At 39.4% G+C, this 23,023-nt stretch carries 25 protein-coding genes and 9 tRNA genes; 31 read left to right on the plus strand and 3 right to left on the minus strand.

Features of this window, described 5'->3' with window-relative positions:
* Positions 1-52 precede the first annotated feature (52 nt).
* The 17 genes from FRX54_RS02655 to FRX54_RS02735 all read left to right on the plus strand — a co-directional run bounded on the left by FRX54_RS02655 (position 53) and on the right by FRX54_RS02735 (position 8,145).
* A tRNA-Pro gene (locus FRX54_RS02655) sits at positions 53-126 on the plus strand.
* An 11-nt stretch (positions 127-137) separates the two neighbouring features.
* A tRNA-Met gene (locus FRX54_RS02660) sits at positions 138-211 on the plus strand.
* Between the two features lie 31 nt (positions 212-242).
* Positions 243-316, plus strand: a tRNA-Ile gene (locus FRX54_RS02665).
* A 14-nt stretch (positions 317-330) separates the two neighbouring features.
* Positions 331-420: transfer RNA gene (locus tag FRX54_RS02670), tRNA-Ser, on the plus strand.
* Positions 421-437: 17 nt separating this feature from the next.
* Positions 438-511, plus strand: a tRNA-Met gene (locus FRX54_RS02675).
* A gap of 4 nt (positions 512-515) precedes the next feature.
* Positions 516-588, plus strand: a tRNA-Phe gene (locus FRX54_RS02680).
* 10 nt (positions 589-598) lie between these two features.
* A tRNA-Gly gene (locus FRX54_RS02685) sits at positions 599-669 on the plus strand.
* 22 nt (positions 670-691) lie between these two features.
* Positions 692-765 (plus strand) — tRNA-Ile (locus FRX54_RS02690).
* A 12-nt stretch (positions 766-777) separates the two neighbouring features.
* Positions 778-865, plus strand: a tRNA-Ser gene (locus FRX54_RS02695).
* Between the two features lie 72 nt (positions 866-937).
* Positions 938-1,753, plus strand: coding sequence for a rod shape-determining protein MreC (gene mreC, locus FRX54_RS02700; protein WP_146460786.1), 816 nt, complete (start codon positions 938-940; stop codon positions 1,751-1,753).
* 4 nt (positions 1,754-1,757) lie between these two features.
* Entirely contained in the window at positions 1,758-2,255 is a 498-nt protein-coding gene (gene mreD / locus FRX54_RS02705; protein ID WP_186652445.1) for a rod shape-determining protein MreD, read from the plus strand.
* 98 nt (positions 2,256-2,353) lie between these two features.
* On the plus strand, positions 2,354-3,949 hold the full coding sequence (locus FRX54_RS02710) for a CHAP domain-containing protein (protein ID WP_146460791.1): 1,596 nt from the start codon (positions 2,354-2,356) through the stop codon (positions 3,947-3,949).
* A gap of 126 nt (positions 3,950-4,075) precedes the next feature.
* Complete coding sequence (locus FRX54_RS02715) at positions 4,076-5,044, plus strand: ribose-phosphate diphosphokinase (RefSeq protein WP_146460793.1); 969 nt, start codon at positions 4,076-4,078, stop codon at positions 5,042-5,044.
* Between the two features lie 50 nt (positions 5,045-5,094).
* Positions 5,095-5,865, plus strand: coding sequence for a DNA repair protein RecO (gene recO, locus FRX54_RS02720; RefSeq protein WP_146460795.1), 771 nt, complete (start codon positions 5,095-5,097; stop codon positions 5,863-5,865).
* Between the two features lie 66 nt (positions 5,866-5,931).
* Positions 5,932-6,930, plus strand: coding sequence for a phosphate acyltransferase PlsX (gene plsX, locus FRX54_RS02725; RefSeq protein ID WP_146460797.1), 999 nt, complete (start codon positions 5,932-5,934; stop codon positions 6,928-6,930).
* Positions 6,931-6,932: 2 nt separating this feature from the next.
* Positions 6,933-7,478, plus strand: a complete 546-nt coding sequence (locus FRX54_RS02730; protein WP_146460799.1) for a 5-formyltetrahydrofolate cyclo-ligase — start codon at positions 6,933-6,935, stop codon at positions 7,476-7,478.
* Positions 7,468-8,145, plus strand: coding sequence for a rhomboid family intramembrane serine protease (locus tag FRX54_RS02735; protein ID WP_146460801.1), 678 nt, complete (start codon positions 7,468-7,470; stop codon positions 8,143-8,145). Before FRX54_RS02730 ends, FRX54_RS02735 begins: the two co-directional genes overlap by 11 nt.
* Before the next feature lie 50 nt (positions 8,146-8,195).
* Here the strand turns inward: FRX54_RS02735 and galU are convergent, their stop codons facing one another.
* Positions 8,196-9,104, minus strand: coding sequence for a UTP--glucose-1-phosphate uridylyltransferase GalU (galU, locus tag FRX54_RS02740; protein ID WP_146460803.1), 909 nt, complete (start codon positions 9,102-9,104; stop codon positions 8,196-8,198).
* Between the two features lie 21 nt (positions 9,105-9,125).
* Positions 9,126-10,139, minus strand: a complete 1,014-nt coding sequence (locus FRX54_RS02745; protein ID WP_146460805.1) for an NAD(P)H-dependent glycerol-3-phosphate dehydrogenase — start codon at positions 10,137-10,139, stop codon at positions 9,126-9,128.
* 136 nt (positions 10,140-10,275) lie between these two features.
* On the opposite strand from FRX54_RS02745, the gene FRX54_RS02750 reads away from it, so the two are divergent.
* Together FRX54_RS02750 and radA are read left to right on the plus strand one after the other, a co-directional pair.
* Positions 10,276-10,722: a dUTP diphosphatase gene (locus tag FRX54_RS02750; RefSeq protein WP_146460807.1), complete on the plus strand. Its 447-nt coding sequence runs from the start codon at positions 10,276-10,278 to the stop codon at positions 10,720-10,722.
* Positions 10,723-10,743: 21 nt separating this feature from the next.
* Entirely contained in the window at positions 10,744-12,105 is a 1,362-nt protein-coding gene (radA, locus tag FRX54_RS02755) for a DNA repair protein RadA (RefSeq protein WP_146460809.1), read from the plus strand.
* A gap of 35 nt (positions 12,106-12,140) precedes the next feature.
* On the opposite strand, the gene FRX54_RS02760 is transcribed toward radA, so the two are convergent.
* On the minus strand, positions 12,141-12,953 hold the full coding sequence (locus FRX54_RS02760) for a formate/nitrite transporter family protein (protein ID WP_146460811.1): 813 nt from the start codon (positions 12,951-12,953) through the stop codon (positions 12,141-12,143).
* 233 nt (positions 12,954-13,186) lie between these two features.
* On the opposite strand from FRX54_RS02760, the gene gltX reads away from it, so the two are divergent.
* From gltX to FRX54_RS02820, 12 genes are all read left to right on the plus strand, one after another.
* Entirely contained in the window at positions 13,187-14,644 is a 1,458-nt protein-coding gene (gltX, locus tag FRX54_RS02765) for a glutamate--tRNA ligase (protein ID WP_146460813.1), read from the plus strand.
* A gap of 97 nt (positions 14,645-14,741) precedes the next feature.
* Positions 14,742-14,894, plus strand: coding sequence for a 50S ribosomal protein L33 (rpmG, locus tag FRX54_RS02770; protein WP_146460815.1), 153 nt, complete (start codon positions 14,742-14,744; stop codon positions 14,892-14,894).
* Positions 14,895-14,906: 12 nt separating this feature from the next.
* On the plus strand, positions 14,907-15,077 hold the full coding sequence (secE, locus tag FRX54_RS02775; RefSeq protein ID WP_146460817.1) for a preprotein translocase subunit SecE: 171 nt from the start codon (positions 14,907-14,909) through the stop codon (positions 15,075-15,077).
* 52 nt (positions 15,078-15,129) lie between these two features.
* Positions 15,130-15,672 carry a transcription termination/antitermination protein NusG gene (nusG, locus tag FRX54_RS02780; protein ID WP_146460819.1) on the plus strand — a complete coding sequence of 181 codons (543 nt, stop codon included), beginning with the start codon at positions 15,130-15,132 and terminating at the stop codon, positions 15,670-15,672.
* Between the two features lie 82 nt (positions 15,673-15,754).
* Positions 15,755-15,973 carry a hypothetical protein gene (locus tag FRX54_RS02785; protein WP_146460821.1) on the plus strand — a complete coding sequence of 73 codons (219 nt, stop codon included), beginning with the start codon at positions 15,755-15,757 and terminating at the stop codon, positions 15,971-15,973.
* A 219-nt stretch (positions 15,974-16,192) separates the two neighbouring features.
* The gene (gene rpsL, locus FRX54_RS02790; RefSeq protein ID WP_009854984.1) at positions 16,193-16,606 is read left to right on the plus strand and encodes a 30S ribosomal protein S12; all 414 of its coding nucleotides are present in this window, start codon (positions 16,193-16,195) and stop codon (positions 16,604-16,606) included.
* A 20-nt stretch (positions 16,607-16,626) separates the two neighbouring features.
* A complete protein-coding gene (rpsG, locus tag FRX54_RS02795) occupies positions 16,627-17,097 on the plus strand; it encodes a 30S ribosomal protein S7 (protein WP_146460823.1) in 471 nt (156 codons plus the stop codon).
* A gap of 235 nt (positions 17,098-17,332) precedes the next feature.
* A complete protein-coding gene (fusA, locus tag FRX54_RS02800) occupies positions 17,333-19,414 on the plus strand; it encodes an elongation factor G (protein WP_146460826.1) in 2,082 nt (693 codons plus the stop codon).
* A 202-nt stretch (positions 19,415-19,616) separates the two neighbouring features.
* Positions 19,617-20,627, plus strand: a complete 1,011-nt coding sequence (gap, locus tag FRX54_RS02805) for a type I glyceraldehyde-3-phosphate dehydrogenase (protein WP_146460828.1) — start codon at positions 19,617-19,619, stop codon at positions 20,625-20,627.
* Between the two features lie 128 nt (positions 20,628-20,755).
* Complete coding sequence (locus FRX54_RS02810; RefSeq protein ID WP_146460830.1) at positions 20,756-21,955, plus strand: phosphoglycerate kinase; 1,200 nt, start codon at positions 20,756-20,758, stop codon at positions 21,953-21,955.
* 72 nt (positions 21,956-22,027) lie between these two features.
* Positions 22,028-22,552 (plus strand): aromatic acid exporter family protein, encoded by a 525-nt coding sequence (locus tag FRX54_RS02815; protein WP_146460832.1) that lies wholly within the window; start codon positions 22,028-22,030, stop codon positions 22,550-22,552.
* A 72-nt stretch (positions 22,553-22,624) separates the two neighbouring features.
* Positions 22,625-23,008: a MerR family transcriptional regulator gene (locus FRX54_RS02820; protein ID WP_146460837.1), complete on the plus strand. Its 384-nt coding sequence runs from the start codon at positions 22,625-22,627 to the stop codon at positions 23,006-23,008.
* Positions 23,009-23,023: the final 15 nt, after the last annotated feature.

Raw genomic sequence — 23,023 nt, forward strand, 5'->3', positions numbered from 1 at the left:
TGACTACGAATCAGGCGGTTAGAGGTTCGACTCCTCTAGGGTGCATAGTTATCGGGAAGTAGCTCAGCTTGGTAGAGTACTTGGTTTGGGACCAAGGGGTCGCAGGTTCGAATCCTGTCTTCCCGATATAAAATGATGGCGGTGTAGCTCAGCTGGCTAGAGCGTCCGGTTCATACCCGGGAGGTCGGGGGTTCGATCCCCTTCGCCGCTATGTTTTTAATATATGATTTTGGATGACTTGAGGACCTTTAGCTCAACTGGTTAGAGCACTCGGCTCATAACCGAGCGGTCGTAGGTTCGAGTCCTACAAGGTCCATGTTGTTATATTTTGGAGGATTACCCAAGTCTGGCTGAAGGGAACGGTCTTGAAAACCGTCAGGCGTGTAAAAGCGTGCGTGGGTTCGAATCCCACATCCTCCTTTAATTTTATAGAATATCGCGGGATGGAGCAGCTAGGTAGCTCGTCGGGCTCATAACCCGAAGGTCGTAGGTTCAAATCCTGCTCCCGCAATTATGGCTCGGTAGCTCAGTTGGTAGAGCAATGGATTGAAGCTCCATGTGTCGGCGGTTCGATTCCGTCTCGCGCCATTATTCATATGCGGGTGTAGTTTAGTGGTAAAACTACAGCCTTCCAAGCTGTTGTCGCGAGTTCGATTCTCGTCACCCGCTTTTATCTTTTATAGATATATTTGGGCGCGTAGCTCAGGTGGTTAGAGCGCACGCCTGATAAGCGTGAGGTCGGTGGTTCGAGTCCACTCGTGCCCATAATTATATGTTGGAGAATTACTCAAGAGGCTGAAGAGGACGGTTTGCTAAATCGTTAGGTCGGGTAACTGGCGCAAGGGTTCGAATCCCTTATTCTCCGTTTTAGAACGATGTTATCAGTGGATAGCTCGTTTTCTTTTTACATAAAAATAGTAGAAATTGGGTTGATGTGATGCAGAATAAGTGGTCTAAGGTTATGTTAAAGGTGATTGTGGTAGGAATTATGGCTATAACCTTTCTTTTTTTTGTAATAACAAATAGAGAAGCAATCAATCAAGGGTTATCTCCGGTAGCGAGTGTAATGTCGAGAATAGATAACGTTTTATCTTTACCTTTTCGTTGGGGGAAAAATTTGTCGGACTCACTTAATAATCTATTAACAACTTATGAAGAAAATGAAAAGTTGAAAGCCTCTTTAGCTACTTTATCGGATCAAAAGGAAGAATTATTTGCGGTAAAAAATGAAAATGAGCAATTAAGAAAGACTTTAGGGATGCAGGAGAAGTTGACAGCTCCGAAGAAAATCTCTGCAGAAGTTGTGACACGTTCACCCTTACTTTGGTGGGATGAGTTAACATTAAACGTGGGTCAAAATCAGCAAGTAAGTACTCAAATGTTGGCTGTATCTGATAAAGGCTTGATTGGTAAAATTGCTGGTGTCAATCAAAGTAGTAGTAAACTTAGCTTGTTGACAAGGCAAGATGTGGAACTTGCTATTCCAGTGAAATGGATAGTTTCAGATAAAGTGATTTATGGCTTGTTATCTGGTTATGATCAAAAAGGAGGTCTGCTTTTGATTTCTGACATCAATAGTCAGGAAGAATTGAAAGCAGAAGGCGATGTTTTAACAAGTGGATTAGATGGTGAAACAGTAGCAGATATTCCAGTTGGTCAAGTGTTGGCTGTTGATAACAAGGCTCGAACAGCGAAAGTAAAGCCATGGGCAGATTTTTCTAATTTATCTATTATTGTATTGGTGGGGAGATAAGCTGTTGTTAAAAAATAAGTGGTTAAATCTGTTTTTCTTGCTTTTTATTTTACTTGTAGATGTTCATTTATCAAATAGTTTGAGTCGATTATTTCATGATGAGTTTAGAATAGTTTCTCGAATTCTGCTGTTTATTTTTGTCTGTCAAGTCAGATATGACAAGTCTGCCTTGCTTTATTGCTTGTATGCCTTAGTTGGTTTTCTAGGGGATATCTATTATTTTGGTACAATTGGATTAACTGTTCTCTTATTTCCTGTCATTCTCTATGTTTTAAGACGATTTCCAAAATTTTACGAAATCAATTTATTTCAGTTGTTTTTAGTGATTCTTTTAGTGAATTTCTTTTTTGAAACAAGTCTATACCTGTTAGCTCATCTATACCAATTAATAACCTATCCTATCGTTGACTTTATTGCCTTCAGTCTGGCACCAAGTTTGCTTTATAATAGCTTGATTAGTTTACTATTACTGCTTGGTTTATCAAAGCGTAATAACTGGTAAGTAATTTTAACATCAAAGTGTAATAATAGCGTAACATAGCAACTCTCATTATTTGCTATAATAATAAGTGTCGAATTGATAAGGAGAGTAATACTATTATGAAAAAACGTATTTTATCAGCAGTTTTAGTCAGTGGGGTTACCTTGACGACAACAGCAACAGTAAGTGCAGAAGATTATGAATCACAAATTGCTGCACAAGATAATGTGATTAGTAATTTAACAGAACAACAAGTTTTAACACAAGGTCAAGTAGCTAGTATTCAAGCTCAAGTTAGTTCTCTTCAAGTAGAGCAAGCAAATCTAGTTGCTGAAAATGATCGCTTACAAACAGAATCTCAAGCATTGACTGAGCAAATCCAATCTTTATCAAATAAAATTGTAGCTCGTAATGAATCTTTGAAAAAACAAGCTCGTAGTGCACAAAAGAATAATACTGCAACAAACTACATCAATACAATTCTTAATTCAAAATCTGTTTCAGAAGCAATTAACCGTATTGTAGCTATTCGTGAAATCGTAGTAGCGAGTGACAATATGTTGTCACAACAAAAAGCTGACAAAGTAACGTTGGAAGCTAAACAAGCTAAAAACCAAGAAGCTCAACATCAAGTGGCAGCTAACCAAGCAATTATTGCTGAAAACACGGTTGCTTTGTCTAATCAACAAGCAGAATTGGAAGCTGTTCAAGCAACTCTTGCAACGGAAATTGCTAATGCTGAAGGTCAAAAAGTAGCTATTGTTGCTGAAAAACAAGCACAAGAAGCGGCTGTAGCAGCTCAACTTCAAGCTGAATTAGAGGCTCAAGCATTGGCTCAACAAGCTGTAGTAGAATCAACCCCAGTGATAGAAGAAGTTTCAGCACCAGTAGTGGAATCAACTCCAGTGGTAGAAGAAGTTTCAGCACCAGTAGTGGAATCAACTCCAGTGGTAGAAGAAGTTTCAGCACCAGTAGTTGAGTCAACTCCAGTGGTAGAAGAAGTTTCAGCACCAGTAGTGGAATCAACTCCAGTGGTAGAAGAAGTTTCAGCACCAGTAGTTGAGTCAACTCCAGTGGTAGAAGAAGTTTCAGCGCCAGTAGTGGAATCAACGCCAGTGGTAGAAGAAGTTTCAGCGCCAATAGTGGAATCAACTCCAGTGGTAGAAGAAATTTCAGCACCAGTAGTGGAATCAACGCCAGTGGTAGAAGAAGTTTCAGCACCAGTAGTTGAGTCAACTCCAGTGGTAGAAGAAGTTTCAGCACCAGTAGTTGAGTCAACTCCAGTGGTAGAAGAAGTTTCAGCACCAGTAGTTGAGTCAACTCCAGTGGTAGAAGAAGTTGTTGCAACATCAACGACAGTTAAGGAAACTTATGATGCAACTAATACTTATCCTGTTGGTCAATGTACATGGGGAGTTAAGGCTTTGGCTCCTTGGGTTGGTAACTATTGGGGTAATGGTAATCAGTGGATTGCTAGTGCTCAAGCAGCAGGTTATTCAGTTGGAACAACACCAACAGTGGGTTCTATTGCAGTATGGCCTTACGATGGTGGTGGTTATGGACACGTTGCCTTGGTAACAGCTGTTAATAGTCCAACAAGTATTCAAGTAATGGAATCGAACTATAATGGTAATCAAACAATCGGTAACTACCGTGGTACATTCAACCCTTATGAAAGTTATTGGGGTGGTACAGTAATGTATATTTATCCTTAAAATAAATGAATGACAGTCTTTAGATTTTATTCTAAAGACTTTTCTTTTATTTAGTCTTATGGTTTTGATTGAAAAACTAAGGAAAAAAAGCTAAAATAGTAGTGGATTAAAACTTTGGAGGAAGTCATGTCGTTTTCAAACCTAAAATTATTCGCTTTGTCGTCTAATCAGGAATTAGCCAAAAGAGTAGCAGATACTATTGGGATTTCTTTGGGTAAATCAAGTGTACGTCAGTTTTCAGATGGTGAATTGCAGGTTAATATTGAAGAATCAATTCGTGGTCATCATGTCTTTATTTTACAATCGACTAGCTCACCAGTTAATGATAATTTGATGGAAATTTTGATAATGGTTGATGCGCTGAAGCGAGCGAGTGCAGAGTCTGTTAGCGTGGTTATGCCTTATTATGGTTATGCTCGTCAGGATCGTAAAGCACGTTCTCGTGAGCCGATTACATCAAAATTAGTGGCTAATATGTTACAGGTGGCTGGTGTTGATCGTTTGTTGACGGTTGATTTGCATGCCGCACAAATTCAAGGTTTCTTTGATATCCCTGTGGATCACTTAATGGGAGCTCCTTTGATTGCGGATTATTTTGTTCGTCGTGAGATGACTGGTGACGATTACGTCGTGGTGAGTCCTGACCATGGGGGCGTGACGCGTGCTCGTAAATTAGCTCAATTTTTGAAAACGCCAATTGCGATTATTGATAAACGTCGTAGTGTCGATAAGATGAACACCAGTGAAGTGATGAATATCATCGGAAATGTTTCTGGTAAGACCTGTATTTTGATTGATGACATGATCGATACGGCAGGTACGATTGCCCATGCAGCTGATGCCTTGGCAGAAGCAGGAGCAACTTGTGTTTATGCTTCATGTACTCATCCAGTCTTATCTGGTCCAGCCCTTGATAATATCCAAAATTCAGCCATTAAAAAATTGGTGGTTCTGGATACGATTTATCTACCAGAAGAGCGTTTAATTGATAAGATTGAACAAATTTCGATTAGTCAGTTAATAGCAGATGCGATTATCCGTATTCATGAAAAACGACCACTTTCTCCCTTATTTGAATTAGATAAAAGAAAATAAAATAATCGTTAGCTTAGACTAACGATTTTTGATTTTGGTATAATATTTTTATGGTACTTCAAGAAACAAGAGGATTAATTCTTTATAATCAAAATTTTCGTGAAGATGATAAGCTGGTTAAGATTTTTACTGAGCAAGCAGGCAAACGTATGTTTTTTGTGAAGCATGCCAGTCGTTCTAAACTAGCTCCTGTTATTCAACCCTTGACTTTGGCTGAATTTATTCTTAATATCAATACACAAGGTTTGTCTTATATTAGAGATTATCATGAAATTAAAGTTTTTTCGCAAATCAATAGTGATATTTTTGGTCTGTCTTATGCTAGTTATATTGTAGCTTTATCTGATGCTGCCATTAGTGATGGCACTCATGATCCTCATCTTTTTGCCTTTTTGACGAAGACCTTGGAGCTGATGGATGACGGGATTGATTATGAAATATTAACCAATATTTTTGAGATACAAATCCTATCTCGTTTTGGTATTGACTTAAATTTTAGTGAATGTGTGATTTGTCGAAGGAAAGAGCAAGCATTTGATTTTTCTTTTAAATATGCAGGTGTATTGTGTCCCAAACATTATCATGAAGATCAGCGTCGTAGCCATTTAGATCCCAATGTCCCTTTTTTATTAAATAAGTTTCAGGCAGTTAATTTTTCTGAGTTACAGAGTATTTCTCTTAAGAAAGAGATTAAGTCGAAATTGCGTTTGTTTATCGATCAGCTTTATGAAGAATATGTCGGGATTCAACTAAAAAGTAAGAAATTTCTGGATCAATTAGAGGATTGGGGCCAAATCATGCGAGAATCAGACGATGGGTGAGGAACTGAAAAACTGGTGGAATCATGTTATAATAGCAGTATTGCTATCTATTAAAAAGGAGAAAAAATGAAACGTATTGCAGTAGATGCTATGGGTGGAGATTATGCCCCACAAGCTTTAGTTGAAGGTGTTAATCAAGCTTTAGCTGAGTTTCAGGATGTTGAAATTCAACTATATGGTGATGAAGCAGCTATTCGACCTCATTTGACAGTGACAGAACGTGTTAGTATCATTCATACCACTGAAAAAATTGCTTCAGATGATGAGCCAGCTAAGGCGATTCGACAAAAAAAGGAAGCGAGTATGGTCTTAGCCGCTAAGGCAGTTAAGGAAAATCAAGCTGATGCTGTCCTATCTGCAGGTAATACAGGGGCTCTTTTGGCGGCAGGTCTTTTTGTGGTTGGTCGAATTAAAGGCATTGATCGTCCAGGTCTATTATCTACTCTACCAACCGTAGATGGCAAGGGATTTGATATGTTGGATTTGGGAGCAAATGCTGAAAATACCGCTAAGCACTTACATCAATATGCGGTTTTGGGGAGTTTTTATGCTAAGTTTGTGCGCAATATTGACAAACCTCGTGTGGGCTTGTTGAATAACGGAACAGAGGCTAGTAAAGGGGATCCTTTGCGTAAGGAAACCTATGAGCTTTTGGCCAATGATGATCAGTTGACTTTTGTTGGTAATGTTGAGGCTCGTGACTTAATGACTGGTGTAGCGGATGTGGTCGTGGCAGATGGTTTTACTGGTAATGCAGTGCTGAAAACCATGGAAGGAACAGCCATGGCTATTATGGGACAACTAAAATCAGCCTTGACAACAGGTGGTGTTAAAACAAAACTAGGTGCCTTAATGATTAAAGATAGTCTGCGTGGCATGAAAGACAGTTTAGATTACTCGAGTGCTGGTGGTGCGGTTCTTTTTGGAGTAAAGGCACCTGTTATTAAGGCTCATGGTTCTAGTGATAGTAAGGCGATTTATCATACTATTAGGCAGATTAGAAAGATGTTAGAAACCGAAGTGGTTAAGGAATTGGTTCGTAATTTTGACCAAAATCGTCAATAAGTATGGTGATTAACGTAACAAAACAATTCTTGCGACAGAGCATGATTAAAGGTTTGAAACAAATGCCTGTTGAACAAAAGAGGCAAGCCAATCGAAGATTACTAGATGCTTTCTTAGCTCATCCTGTTTATCAAAAGGTTGATTGTTTAGCAACGTACCTATCTTTTGATTTTGAATATGATACGAGTGATTTGATTAAATCAGCTCAGGCGGCAGGAAAGCAAGTGCTTGTGCCAAAGACGTTTGCTGATGGTAAAATGATATTTTTGCCTTATGATAAAGATAATTTAGTGCGAACAAGTTTTGGCTTGTTAGAGCCGAGAATGGATAAATCAGTGGCAGAAGTTAAGGTTGATTTAATTCATGTACCAACCCTAGCCATCAATCATCAGGGCTATCGTATTGGTTTTGGTGGAGGTTATTATGACCGTTATTTAGCTGATTTTTCTGGCGATACTTTGGTGACAGCTTATACTTGCCAGTTACAAGAATTTTTACCAGAAAAACATGATGTAAGAGTGAAAGAGGTAGTGATTGATGAAGGCTGAATGGCGAACCTATCCAGCAACAAGTTTTTTATTAGCAGTAACTGTACTAGTCTTTTTATTGATGCAGTTGCGTTATTTGGGGCAGGCTAGTTCTGGTCAAGCTGTATTTGATTTTGGTGGGATGTACGGTGATTGGGTGAAGATCAGACCTAGCCAACTTTGGAGGCTCATTATGCCGATTTTTGTGCATATTGGCTGGCAACATTTTATAATGAATAGCGTTACCCTTTACTTTTTAGGTCATTTAGTAGAAAAGTTATGGGGGTCAAAATCTTTCTTAATCTTGTATTTGTTAGCTGGTGGCTTTGGTAATTTACTAACCATGTTTGTCACTCCAAGTGTATTAGCTGCTGGAGCCTCAACGTCTTTGTTTGGTCTTTTTGCAGCTGTGGTTGTCGTTGGTTATGCTAGTAAAAATCCTTATCTAAAACAATTAGGACGCTCCTACCAAAGTTTATTGGTCTTGAATCTTTTATTTAATCTTTTCATGCCAGACGTTAGCTTGGTTGGTCATCTTGGTGGTTTAATTGGTGGTGCCTTAGCAGGTATATTTATCTCGCTCCCTCAACCTGTTTTTAGCTTAAGAAGTCGTTGGTTAGCAGGGTTGAGCTATCTAAGTTTAACATTATTGTTATTAGTGTTGTTTTATGTTTCAGTAACAAAATAACCGTAGCACTGTTGTTAAAAAAACACCTGAGGCTAACTCAGGTGTTTTAATTATTTGCTTTTCTTATCAGATTTTTCTAATTTTTTACCAAGATCAATGATGTATTGTTTTAGGTTATCTTTGACTTGTGGGTGTTTAAGGGCATAATCAATAGAAGTTGTCATGAAGCCGAACTTATCACCAACATCATAGCGGTTACCCGTAAAGACGCGTGCAAAAACACGTTGCGTTTTGTTAAGGGTATCGATAGCATCAGTCAATTGAATTTCATTTCCAGCTCCAGGTGCTTGGTTTTCTAGGATATCAAAAATTTCTGGAGTTAATAAGTAACGACCAATGATCGCTAAATCACTTGGAGCATCTTCTGGTGCTGGTTTTTCGACAAAGGTATCAACACTATAAAGACCGTTAGTTGCTTCGCCATGGGGGGCAATCACACCGTAGGCAGAAACTTCTTCGTGTGGTACAGGCATAACTGCAATGGTTGAAGCGTGTGTTGTTTCATAGTCATCCATCAATTGTTTGGTTAATGGCACAGCTTTTTCGTCTGTAATGTCCATCAAATCATCGCCAAGCATAACAACGAATGGTTCGTTACCAACAAAGGCTTTGGCTTGTAAAACGGCATCTCCAAGACCACGAGGATGACTTTGGCGGATAAAGTGCAAGCGAATCCCAGTTGTTTCATCAACTAATTTGAGCAGGTCATTTTTCCCTTTTTCTTTAAGGTTATACTCCAACTCAAAGTTTGAATCAAAGTGGTCTTCGATTGAACGCTTAGCCTTACCAGTTACAACAAGAATGTCTTCAATTCCTGATTTTAGGGCTTCTTCAACGATAAACTGAATGGTTGGTTTATCAACGATAGGAAGCATTTCTTTGGCTAAGGCTTTGGTTGCTGGAAGGAAACGTGTTCCTAAACCAGCAGCAGGGATAACGGCTTTTCTTACTTTTTTCATGATTAACTCCTTTAATTTAGTTTACCACTCGTTTTCAGGGCGGAATTCATTAGACATCATATTGAGAATAGACGTTTTGATGTCAGCATTTTCATAGATAACACGATAGATGGCTGTAGTGATTGGCATATAGACACCCAGTTCTTGAGCCAGTTCATAGGCGACCTTAGTGGTTGAAAGACCTTCAATCACCATCCCCATGTCTTGCTCGATACTAGCTAGGTCTTGACCTTTACCAAGTGCATGTCCTGCTCGCCAGTTACGCGAGTGAACAGAGGTACCTGTGACGATTAAATCTCCAACACCAGATAGGCCACTATAGGTTAGAGGATCAGCTCCTAGCTTAACACCTAATCGTGTGATTTCAGCTAGTCCCCTAGTAATGATAGCAGCCTTAGCATTATCACCATAGCCTAAGCCATGTAAAATACCAGCACCAACGGCAATAATATTTTTTAAGGCACCTGCCGTCTCTACGCCAATGACATCGGTATTGGTGTAAAGACGGAAGTAGTGATTACTGAAAAGTTTTTGCACATATTTGGCCTGTGTTAAATCTTTAGAGGCTGATGTGATTAAGGTGATATCACGTACAATGGTTTCCTCAGCATGACTAGGACCAGATACGACAACAACATCATGACGGAGATGTTTAGGGATTTCTTCTTCTAAAATCTCAGACAGGCGTTTGTGGGTATCTGGTTCTAACCCCTTGGAAGCATGCATGATTGTCACTTGATGATCAAGAACTTGAGCCACTTGTTTGGCAACCAAACGGGTAACCTTGGTTGGTACAACAAAAAGAACTGCTGTTACTTGATCTAAAGCCTCTTTCAAATCCTTATAGGCTTTGATGTTATCATCTAGAACCACATCCTTAAAATAACGAGTATTGGTGTGGTTTTGATTGATTTCGTCAATTTGCTCAGGAATGTTTCCCCAAATTCTGACGTCGTGCCCATTGTCATTTAAGACTTGGGCAAGAGCTGTTCCCCATGAGCCTGGCCCTAGAACAGCGATACGTTGCTTAGTCATAGTTTCTCCTTTGAGAACATATTGTCTTTTTAATTATATCATAAAGTAAGCGAATTTACTATTGAATGATGCTTTGATAAGTTTTGAAATTCAAGTCATTCTTGTGTATAATAAAAAGACTAGAAAAGAGGTTAATATGACAAAAATTCGTGGTTTTGAGTTGGTATCGTCTTTCACAAATATAGAGTTATTGCCTAAAAGAGAAACGGCGCAAGCCGCAGGCTATGATTTGAAAGTTGCTAAGGAGATGGTGATTCTTCCTGGAGAAATTCAGCTAGTTCCAACAGGGGTGAAAGCTTATATGCAGTCAAACGAAGTACTCTATCTCTATGACCGCTCTTCCAATCCTCGTAAAAAAGGCTTGGTGTTAATCAATTCAGTAGGAGTCATTGACGGCGATTACTATAATAATCCTGCTAATGAGGGTCATATTTTTGCCCAAATGAAAAATATAAGCGATCAACCAGTCGAGTTGATAGAGGGTGAACGCTTGGTGCAGGCTGTGTTTGCTCCGTTTTTATTGGCTGATAGTGATGTGGCGACTGGTGTTCGAACAGGTGGCTTTGGCAGTACGGGGTCTTAATTGATTAAGGGGAGATAGGCTATGGCTAAGAAAAAAATGACATTTATTTGTCAAGAATGTGGCTACCATTCGCCCAAGTACTTAGGTCGTTGTCCTAATTGTTCGGAATGGTCGTCTTTTGTTGAAGAAGTTGAAGTAGCTGAAGTTAAGAATGCGCGTGTGTCTTTAACTGGCGAAAAAACTAAGCCTATGAAGTTAAATGAAGTAGATTCCATTCGGGTCAAACGGACGAAAACTGAAATGGATGAATTTAACCGTGTGCTTGGTGGTGGCGTTGTTCCAGGTAGTTTGGTTTTAATTGGGGGAGATCCAGGTATTGGTAAATCTACCCTACTCCTACAAGTGTCTGCTCAACTAGCTGATCAAGGCATAGTATTGTATGTTTCTGGGGAAGAGTCTGCCCAGCAAATCAAACTCCGTAGCGAACGTTTGGGTAAGATTGACAATGATTTTTACCTTTACGCTGAAACCAATATGCAGAGTGTGCGAGCAGAAATTGAAAAATTGAAGCCAGATTTCTTGGTTATTGATTCCATTCAGACCATTATGAGCCCAGAAATTTCAGGAGTTCAGGGTTCTGTTAGTCAAGTTCGAGAAGTGACGGCAGAGCTGATGCAGCTAGCGAAAACAAATAATCTTGCCATTTTTATTGTTGGCCATGTCACTAAAGAAGGCACTTTGGCAGGCCCTCGGATGCTGGAACACATGGTGGATACGGTGCTTTATTTTGAAGGAGAGCGCCATCATACTTTTAGAATTTTACGAGCAGTTAAAAATCGTTTTGGTTCGACAAATGAGATTGGAATTTTTGAAATGCAATCAAGTGGCTTGGTTGAGGTGTTAAATCCAAGTCAAGTGTTTTTGGAAGAGCGTTTGGACGGAGCAACTGGTTCAGCTATTGTTGTGACCATGGAGGGCACTCGTCCTATTTTGGCAGAGGTGCAGGCCTTAGTGACGCCGACTGTTTTTGGCAATGCCAAGCGAACCACTACTGGTTTGGATTTCAATCGTGTGAGTTTAATTATGGCAGTTTTGGAAAAACGTTGTGGCTTGTTACTACAAAATCAAGATGCCTATCTGAAGTCAGCAGGTGGTGTCAAACTAGATGAACCAGCCATTGACTTAGCTGTTGCAGTAGCGATTGCGTCCAGCTATAAAGAGCAACCAACCAATCCTCAAGAAGCTTTTATTGGAGAAATTGGTCTGACAGGTGAGATTCGTCGAGTGACACGTATCGAACAACGTATCAATGAAGCAGCTAAACTAGGCTTTACAAAGATTTATGCTCCGAAAAATTCATTAACAGGTATTGAGATTCCAAAAGGGATTCAAGTGATTGGTGTGGCAAGAGTCAAGGACGTTTTGACCCAAGTGTTTAATTAAAAAAATCTGTTGGTATTTTCCAACAGATTTTTTTGTTAATCCACATAGATTTCTGATGAGTTATTAAGCCAGCTATAAAGTAAGCCAATAATGAGACCACCACCGATATAGTTACCTAGTCCAGCAAAGAAAAGATTGGAAAGGACACTAGCAACGGTCATGCCCTCAACAGGTCCACCGTTGGCAAAGAAGGCTAGTGGGAAAGAAACGAAGTTGGCGATAACGTGTTCAAAACCAAGAAAGGCAAAGATGTAAATGATAAAAATCATTGAAAAGACCTTGCCAATATCATCTTTCATTCGTAGGGCAACAAAAACAGCAGTATTAACAACGATATTGGCAAAAATTCCTTCAATCAATTGGGTCATCGGAGATTTAGCTAGTTTAGCACTAACAGCTTCAAAGAGATAGTTGTCAGGAGCAAGGTGGTTAAACGGTGTTGTTTTTGACATGAGCCAAGAAAACAAAAGAGCCCCGACTAAGTTAAAGAAGATACAGGTCACAAGGATTTTCCCTGCTGTTAAAAGACGCAATTTTTTATTGTAAACAGCACTGGTCATATACATCATGTTAGAAGTACCCAATTCAGCATTCATATAGACAATTATCACCAGCGACCAGCTAAACATAAAGGCAAAAAGGAATTTACCAGAATGTGGCACGAGATTATCGCTATATGAGGCGATATAAAAGGCAACAGCTGTTCCCAAGGTTAAAAACATGGTTGCTAGCATAGACCTCACAGCATATTTGAGGTAATTATGACGTGACAGGTCGTCTTTTTTTTCGATACTCTTAGCAAGGTTGTTAATCAATTCACTGTTATAACCAGTGTAGTTGTTTTTCATCTCTATTCTCCTATTTTATTTTGATAAAGCATAGCTATTATAACATATTTGCTAAGGAGAAAAAGATGATTTAGTAAAAAACTTCACATTTTTATAAAGTTAACGTTTTCATAGAAAAAATGAAAAAGTCTCAATTAAAGAGAGATTAGAAAGGTTTGTTTTTCGCCATTTATGATATAATGAAATGGATTGAACTATTAGAGGTCTTAGACCCTCAATAACAGGAGAGTAAAATGTCAAAACCAATTCGTGTGCGTTACGCACCAAGTCCAACGGGTTTGCTTCATATTGGTAATGCCCGTACTGCTTTGTTTAATTATCTCTATGCCCGTCATCATGGTGGTCAATTTATCATTCGTATTGAAGACACAGATCGTAAACGTCATGTTGAAGATGGTGAGCGCTCGCAACTAGAAAATCTACGCTGGTTGGGGATTGATTGGGATGAAAGCCCAGAAACTCATGAACAATACCGTCAATCAGAACGCCTAGCAATCTATCAGCAATATGTAGATGAACTTTTAGAAAAGGGATTGGCTTACAAATCTTATGTGACTGAAGAAGAACTGGCTGCTGAGCGTGAGCGTCAAGAGGCCGCTGGAGAAACCCCACGTTACGTCAATGAGTTTTTAGGCATGACGGAAACGGAAAAAGCAGCCTACATTGCTGAACGTGAAGCTAAGGGGGTTATCCCAACCGTTCGTTTGGCTGTCAATGAATCTGGTATTTATAAATGGACAGATATGGTCAAGGGTGAAATTGAGTTTGAAGGTGGCAACATTGGTGGTGATTGGGTGATTCAGAAAAAAGATGGCTACCCAACTTATAATTTTGCCGTGGTTGTTGATGATCATCTGATGGAAATTTCTCATGTTATCCGAGGAGATGACCATATCGCTAATACACCTAAGCAGTTGATGATTTATGAGGCCCTTGGTTGGGAAGCTCCAGAATTTGGGCACATGACCTTGATTATCAATTCTGAAACCGGTAAAAAATTGTCAAAACGTGACACAAACACTTTGCAATTTATTGAAGATTATCGTAAGAAAGGCTACCTGCCTGAAGCAGTCTTTAACTTTATCTCACTATTGGGTTGGAACCCAGGTGGTGAAGAAGAAATCTTCTCTCGTCAAGAGTTGATTGAGCTATTTGATGAAAATCGTTTGAGCAAGTCACCAGCAGCTTTTGATCAGAAAAAAATGGATTGGATGAGCAATGACTACATCAAAAAAGCTGATTCAGCTAAGATTTTTGATATGGCTAAGCCTTATCTTGAAGAGGCAGGTCGTTTCACAGATAAAGCAGCTGATATGGTGGCTCTTTATCAACCACAATTAAATTCTGTTGATGAAATTGTAGGCTTGACGGATCTTTTCTTTACAGAGTTCCCAACTTTATCTGAACAAGCCAAAGAAGTTATGGCGGCTGAAACAGTTCCAACAGTTCTAACTAACTTTAAGGAAAAACTAAGTCAGTTGTCATCAGAAGAATTTTTGGCAGACAATATTGCCCCACAAATCAAGGCAGTTCAAAAAGAAACAGGAATCAAAGGGAAAAATCTCTTCATGCCAATTCGTATTGCAGTTTCAGGTGAAATGCATGGTCCAGACCTACCAAATACGATCTATTTGTTGGGTCAAGAGAAATCAATCCAACACCTAGAACAAATGCTAGCAAAAATTAGCTAGTTTTAGAGGCACTTCCAAAGGAAGTGTCCTTTTTTGACGTATAATCTGACTTGCTAAAAAGGATAAGTCATGGTAAAATGTAGGTTACGGAGGCGTTATGGCACAAAAAAAAGCGAGTTTAGCCTGTGTTGATTGCGGTAGTCGAAACTATTCGATTGGTTTAAGTAGCAATCCTAAGATGACACGGTTAGAAGTTAATAAATTTTGTAAACATTGTAAAAAGTACACCTTACACAAGGAAACAAGATAAAAGGAGAATGGTGTGAAATTCAGTATTTTTAAGGTTTTGAAAGATACCAGCTGGCCAGATCGCAAACAACGTTGGAAGGATTTCTTGTCAGTCATTGAATACACAGCGTTTTTTGCTTTGATTATTTTTATCTTTGATAAGTTATTATCATTGGGTATTCTTGATTTAATTAAACGATTTTAATCAAAGGGACAGTAAAAAGTTAGTCTGACTTTTTCTGATGAAAGGATAAAAAATGTTAGATAGTTTTGATAAGGGCTGGTTTGTTTTACAGACCTATTCAGGTTATGAAAATAAGGTAAAAGAAAACCTAATTCAGCGAGCTCAAACTTATAATATGTTGGAAAACATCTTGCGTGTTGAGATTCCAACTCAGACAGTGAATGTTGAAAAAAATGGTCAAACCAAGGAAGTGGAAGAAAATCGCTTTCCAGGTTATGTTTTGGTTGAGATGGTCATGACAGACGAGGCATGGTTTGTGGTGCGTAACACACCAAATGTCACAGGTTTTGTGGGGTCACATGGTAACCGTTCAAAACCAACACCATTATTGGAAGAAGAGATTCGTTCGATTCTCTTGTCAATGGGTCAAACGATTGATGTGATTGATACCAATATCAAGGTAGGAGATACCGTACAAATCATTGATGGTGCCTTTATGGGACAAGAAGGTCGAGTTATCGAGATTGAAAATAACAAAGTGAAAATCATGATTAGCATGTTTGGTTCAGAAACCCAAGCTGAACTAGGCCTATATCAGATTGCTGAAATCAATTAAAGGTTAAGTAACAGGACACGGATGTCCTGTTATTTTTTATTTTCTTTGCTATACTAAAGTTGTAAGAAATAAAGTCTAGGAGATGTCTTATGTTAAAAAACAAGAAAGTGATACTCTTATTTGGTTTGGTTTATTGGCATTAAGAGTAGTTTTGTCCTTACTTGAAACCTTGAAAAATTTTGGAGTCGTAACATTAAAGAGTTCTCAAAATTTAATGACTTTGTCAGATTACTTGTCAATGCCGATTTTATTGCTGATTATTTATATCGCCTATGACCACTATCGTTCAGAAAAGAGATAGTCAGGATGTCATCACTATTTCTTAAAAATCCCACTCATTTTTAGGTAAATATCCTTGACAAGTTAGAGCCGTCGTGCTAAGATAATGGGAGTACTTTTTACTTTTGGTCTCTCCAAAGTGTACAGAGACGTGCTGACAAATAGTTGCAAAGTACACACTGTTCTAGACTGTCACCAAGTGCTAGAACAACCAAAAATAAAATCTTACAGGAGAATGTAGATGCCTACAATTAACCAGTTGGTACGTAAACCACGTAAATCTAAAGTAGAAAAATCTAAATCACCAGCTTTGAACGTTGGTTACAACAGCCATAAAAAAGTTCAAACTAACGTGTCATCACCACAAAAACGTGGAGTTGCAACTCGTGTTGGAACAATGACACCTAAAAAACCTAACTCTGCCCTTCGTAAATTTGCCCGTGTACGTTTGAGCAACCTTATCGAAGTAACTGCTTACATCCCAGGTATCGGCCACAACTTGCAAGAGCATAGCGTGGTACTTATCCGTGGTGGACGTGTAAAAGACCTTCCAGGGGTACGTTACCATATCGTTCGTGGTGCACTTGATACAGCAGGTGTTGCTGACCGTAAGCAAGGCCGTTCTAAATACGGTGCAAAACGTCCTAAAGGATAATAGAAGGGAGATAAGAAAATATGAGTCGTAAAAATAGAGCGCCTAAGCGCGAAGTATTGGCAGATCCATTGTACAATTCACAACTTGTAACACGTCTTATCAACCGTGTTATGCTTGATGGAAAACGTGGAGTAGCAGCAAGCATCGTTTACGGTGCCTTTGAACAAATCGCTGAAGCAACTGGTGAAAACGCACTTGAAGTTTTTGAAACAGCTATGGAAAACATCATGCCTGTTCTTGAAGTTCGTGCACGCCGTGTTGGTGGTTCTAACTACCAAGTTCCAGTTGAAGTTCGTCCAGAGCGTCGTACAACATTAGGTCTTCGTTGGTTGGTCAATGCATCACGTTTGCGTGGTGAACACACGATGAAAGACCGTTTGGCTAAAGAAATCATGGATGCTGCTAACAACACTGGTGCGTCTGTTAAAAAACGTGAAGACACTCACAAAATGGCAGAAGCAAACCGTGCATTCGCACACTTCCGCTGGTAAGAATAAGAGGTTTAAGACGATTAAAAGACAATTTCAAAAAGTTGATAATAACCAATCTTTTCAAATTGTCAGTCTTTACTCAAGCTGGAGGTTTGTTCTCAAATTAAATAGCATTTGAGTTGAAGCATCTGGTTAAGATTTAAGAAATAGCAAGAACGGGTAGGTCCTGCCTATCCGTTTTTGACAAATTTATGCTATAATAAAAAAGTAAATAAAAATTTATTAGGAGAAACTAATGGCACGCGAATTTTCACTTGAAAAAACTCGTAATATCGGAATCATGGCTCACGTTGATGCTGGTAAGACAACAACAACTGAGCGTATTCTTTACTACACTGGTAAAATCCATAAAATTGGTGAAACGCATGAAGGTGCATCACAAATGGACTGGATGGAGCAAGAGCAAGAACGTGGTATCACAATCACATCTGCAGCAACAACAGCTCAATGGAACGACCATCGTGTAAATATCATCGACACACCAGGACACGTAGATTTCACAATTGAAGTACAACGTTCTCTTCGTGTTCTTGATGGTGCAGTTACCGTTCTTGACTCACAATCAGGTGTTGAGCCACAAACAGAAACTGTATGGCGTCAAGCAACTGAGTACGGCGTTCCTCGTATCGTATTTGCCAACAAAATGGATAAAATCGGTGCTGACTTCCTTTACTCAGTAAGCACACTTCATGATCGTTTGCAAGCAAATGCTCACCCAATTCAATTGCCAATCGGTGCAGAAGATGACTTCCGTGGTATCATTGACTTGATCAAGATGAAAGCTGAGATCTACACTAACGACCTTGGTACTGACATCTTGGAAGAAGATATTCCTGCTGAATACCTTGAGCAAGCTGAAGAGTACCGTGAAAAATTGGTTGAAGCAGTAGCTGAAACAAACGAAGACTTGATGATGAAATACCTTGAAGGTGAAGAAATCACTAACGACGAATTGAAAGAAGCAATCCGTCAAGCAACAATCAACGTTGAGTTCTTCCCTGTACTTTGTGGTTCTGCCTTCAAAAACAAGGGTGTTCAATTGATGCTTGATGCAGTTATCGATTACCTACCAAGCCCACTTGATATCCCAGCAATCAAAGGTATCAACCCAGATACTGACGAAGAAGAAACTCGTCCAGCATCTGATGAAGAGCCATTTGCAGCCCTTGCCTTCAAGATCATGACAGACCCATTCGTAGGTCGTTTGACATTCTTCCGTGTGTACTCAGGTGTTCTTAACTCAGGTTCATACGTTTTGAATACATCAAAAGGTAAACGTGAGCGTATCGGACGTATCCTTCAAATGCACGCAAACAGCCGTGAAGAAATCCAAACAGTTTACTCTGGAGATATCGCTGCCGCTGTTGGTTTGAAAGATACAACAACTGGTGACTCATTGACTGATGAGAAAGCTAAAGTAATCCTTGAGTCAATCAACGTTCCAGAACCAGTTATCCAATTGATGGTTGAGCCAAAATCTAAAGCTGACCAAGACAAGATGGGTATTGCCCTTCAAAAACTTGCTGAAGAAGATCCAACATTCCGTGTTGAAACTAACGTTGAAACTGGTGAAACAGTTATCTCTGGTATGGGTGAGCTTCACTTGGATGTCCTTGTTGACCGTATGCGTCGTGAGTTCAAGGTTGAAGCTAACGTAGGTGCTCCTCAAGTATCTTACCGTGAAACATTCCGTGCTTCAACTCAAGCTCGTGGATTCTTCAAACGCCAATCTGGTGGTAAAGGTCAATTCGGTGACGTTTGGATTGAATTTACACCAAACGAAGAAGGTAAAGGTTTCGAGTTTGAAAATGCTATCGTCGGTGGTGTGGTTCCTCGTGAATTTATCCCAGCGGTTGAAAAAGGTTTGGTTGAGTCTATGGCTAACGGTGTCCTTGCCGGCTACCCAATGGTTGACGTAAAAGCTAAACTTTACGATGGTTCATACCATGATGTTGACTCATCTGAAACTGCCTTCAAGATTGCGGCTTCTCTTGCCCTTAAAGAAGCTGCTAAATCAGCTCAACCAGCTATCCTTGAGCCAATGATGCTTGTAACCATTACTGCTCCAGAAGATAACCTTGGAGATGTTATGGGACATGTGACGGCTCGTCGTGGTCGTGTAGATGGTATGGAAGCTCGTGGTAATACACAAGTGGTTCGTGCCTTTGTACCATTGGCTGAAATGTTCGGTTATGCAACAGTTCTTCGTTCTGCAACTCAAGGACGTGGTACGTTCATGATGGTATTTGACCACTATGAAGATGTTCCTAAGTCAGTTCAAGAAGAAATTATCAAAAAAAATAAAGGTGAAGACTAATTATTTTCAATAGACAGAGTGATGAGCTCTGTCTTTTTTGTTAAAAATACTTCAAAGCTGCGAAAAGTATTTGCAATTCAAATTAAATAGTTATATAATAGACATGTTGAAGGATTCTTGTAACTAATCAAGTTAATCTTTTCACAAAAGGGACTTCCCTTAAAAATATTAAGTATTGATTTTCATAAGGAGGAAATCACAAATGGTAGTTAAAGTTGGTATTAACGGTTTCGGACGTATCGGTCGTCTTGCTTTCCGTCGTATCCAAAACGTAGAAGGTGTTGAAGTGACTCGTATCAACGACCTTACAGATCCTAACATGCTTGCACACTTGTTGAAATACGACACAACTCAAGGTCGTTTCGACGGTACTGTGGAAGTTAAAGAAGGTGGATTCGAAGTTAACGGTAAATTCATCAAAGTTTCTGCAGAGCGTGAGCCAGGTAACATTGACTGGGCTACAGATGGTGTAGAAATCGTTCTTGAAGCGACTGGTTTCTTTGCTTCTAAATCAGCAGCTGAGCAACATATCCATGAAAATGGTGCGAAAAAAGTTGTTATCACAGCTCCTGGTGGAAATGATGTTAAAACAGTTGTATTTAACACTAACCATGACATCCTTGACGGTAGCGAAACAGTTATCTCAGGTGCTTCATGTACTACAAACTGCTTGGCACCAATGGCTAAAGCTCTTCATGACGCATACGGTGTTCAAAAAGGTTTGATGACGACAATCCATGGTTACACTGGTGACCAAATGGTTCTTGATGGTCCACACCGTGGTGGTGACCTTCGTCGTGCTCGTGCAGCAGCAGCAAACATCGTACCTAACTCAACAGGTGCTGCTAAAGCTATCGGTCTTGTTATCCCAGAATTGAACGGTAAACTTGACGGTGCTGCACAACGTGTTCCAGTTCCAACAGGTTCTGTAACTGAATTGGTTGTAACACTTGATAAGAAAGTAACTGCTGACGAAATCAACGCAATGATGAAATCAGTTGCAAACGAGTCTTACGGTTATACTGAAGATGCAATCGTATCATCAGATATCGTTGGTATGGCTTACGGTTCATTGTTTGACGCAACTCAAACTAAAGTTCTTGACGTTGACGGTGAGCAATTGGTTAAAGTTGTTTCATGGTATGACAACGAAATGTCTTACACTGCACAACTTGTTCGTACACTTGAGTACTTTGCAAAATTGGCAAAATAATTAGGTGATTAGGGAGGTCGTTTGACCTTCCTTTTTTGTCAAATAAGGATCTGATATTTTGTTAAATCCTTAACATTTTCAAAAATTATGATATAATAAGAGAGTACAAAAAAGAAGGAGTCTTAAAAATGGCTAAATTAACTGTAAAAGATGTGAATGTAAAAGGTAAAAAAGTCCTTGTTCGTGTGGATTTTAATGTGCCTTTGAAAGATGGTGTGATTACAAATGATAACCGTATCACAGCTGCACTTCCAACAATCAAGCATATTATTGAGCAAGGTGGACGTGCGATTCTGTTCTCACATTTAGGACGTGTTAAAGAAGAAGCAGATAAAGAAGGGAAATCATTGGCACCAGTAGCGGCTGATTTGTCAGCTAAACTTGGTCAAGAAGTTGTCTTTATTGCGGGAGCTACTCGTGGTGCAGAACTAGAGGCTGCAATCAATGCTCTTGAAGATGGTCAAGTACTTTTGGTTGAAAACACTCGTTTTGAAGATGTTGACGGTAAGAAAGAATCTAAAAACGATGCTGAACTTGGTCAATACTGGGCAAGTCTAGGTGACGGTATCTTCGTTAATGATGCTTTTGGTACAGCTCACCGTGCTCATGCGTCAAACGTTGGTATTTCAGCAAACGTTGAGCAAGCAGTGGCAGGTTTCCTTTTGGAAAATGAAATTGCTTATATCCAAGAAGCAGTTGAAACACCAGAACGTCCATTTGTTGCTATTCTTGGTGGTTCAAAAGTATCTGATAAGATTGGTGTTATCGAGAACCTTTTAGAAAAAGCTGATAAGGTACTTATCGGTGGTGGTATGACTTATACTTTCTACAAAGCACAAGGTATTGAGATTGGTAATTCATTGGTTGAAGAAGATAAACTTGATGTAGCTAAGGCTCTTCTTGAAAAATCAAATGGTAAATTGATTTTGCCAGTTGATTCAAAAGAGGCGAATGCTTTTGCAGGTTATGATGTTGTTCGTGATACTGATGGTGAAGCAGTTTCTGAAGGTTTCCTAGGTCTTGATATCGGACCAAAATCAATTGAGAAATTTGATGCTGAGCTAACAGGTGCTAAGACAGTTGTTTGGAATGGTCCAATGGGTGTCTTTGAAAATCCTGATTTCCAAGCTGGTACAATCAGTGTGATGGACGCTATCGTTAAACAACCTGATGTGAAATCAATCATCGGTGGTGGTGACTCAGCAGCCGCAGCTATCAATCTTGGTCGTGCTGATAAATTCTCATGGATTTCAACTGGTGGTGGAGCAAGTATGGAATTGCTTGAAGGAAAAGTTCTTCCAGGTCTTGCTGCCCTAACAGAAAAATAAGACTGAATGATTGATGGGAAAGGGTATCGCAGTTGGCGGTATCCTTTTCTTTGAGATTGAGAAAGATATAAGATGGATTTTAGACAATTTAAATTTGATAAGAAGCAGTTTCGTTTGGGGTTGAGGACTTTTAAGACAGGCTTGTCAGTTTTTTTGGTTTTGTTATTATTTAAGTTATTTGGTTGGGAAGGAACGCAAATCGCTGCCTTGACAGCCGTTTTTAGCCTGAGAGAAGATTTTGGGACGAGTTTGCAATTTGGGATTTCTCGGATTTTAGCCAATAGTATCGGTGGTTTTTTTGCAGTTATTTTCTTTTCCTTGACTAATTTGTTGGGAGGATCTTACTGGCTGACGCTTTTTACCTTACCGATTTTGACCATGCTGACCATTATGACCAATGTTGCCATGAATAATAAGGCGGGTGTGATTGGTGGTGTTGCTGCCTTGCTAATCATTACCCTGTCTATCCCAGATGGGGATACTATTTTATATGTTTTCGTGCGAATTTTTGAAACCTTTGTTGGTGTTTTTATTGCCATTATGGTTAATGCTGATGTGGATTGGCTTAAGAACCGCTTAAAAAAGAAATCCATGTGATAAAATCTAACATTTGGTCTTGACAGTGCTTGTTTTTCTTTTTATAATGTAAGAAATAAAGGAGAAGTGGTGATGAGAGAAAAGGAATTACGACGACATATGGCAGTTTTTCCTATTGGTTCGGTAATGACCTTGACTGACCTGACGGCTAGACAGATTCGCTATTATGAAGAACAGGGTTTGATTCTGCCCAAACGAAGTAAGGGTAATCGTCGTCTTTATTCACTGAATGATATGGATAGGTTATTGGAGATTAAAGATTTTCTAGATGATGGCTTAAATATGGCAGCTATTAAGGCTCACTATGCCCAAGAAAAGCCCGTTTCTACTAGAAGTAAGTCCAAGAAACCCTTATCTGACGCTGATGTTAGGCAGATTTTACACGATGATTTGCTGCGTCAAGGACGTTTCAATCAGCCCACTCAGCACTTGGGTGGTCACCGTTTAGGACGATAGTTTAGACAAGAAGGA

The organism is Streptococcus sp. sy004, assembly GCF_007859205.1.
Lineage (GTDB): Bacteria > Bacillota > Bacilli > Lactobacillales > Streptococcaceae > Streptococcus.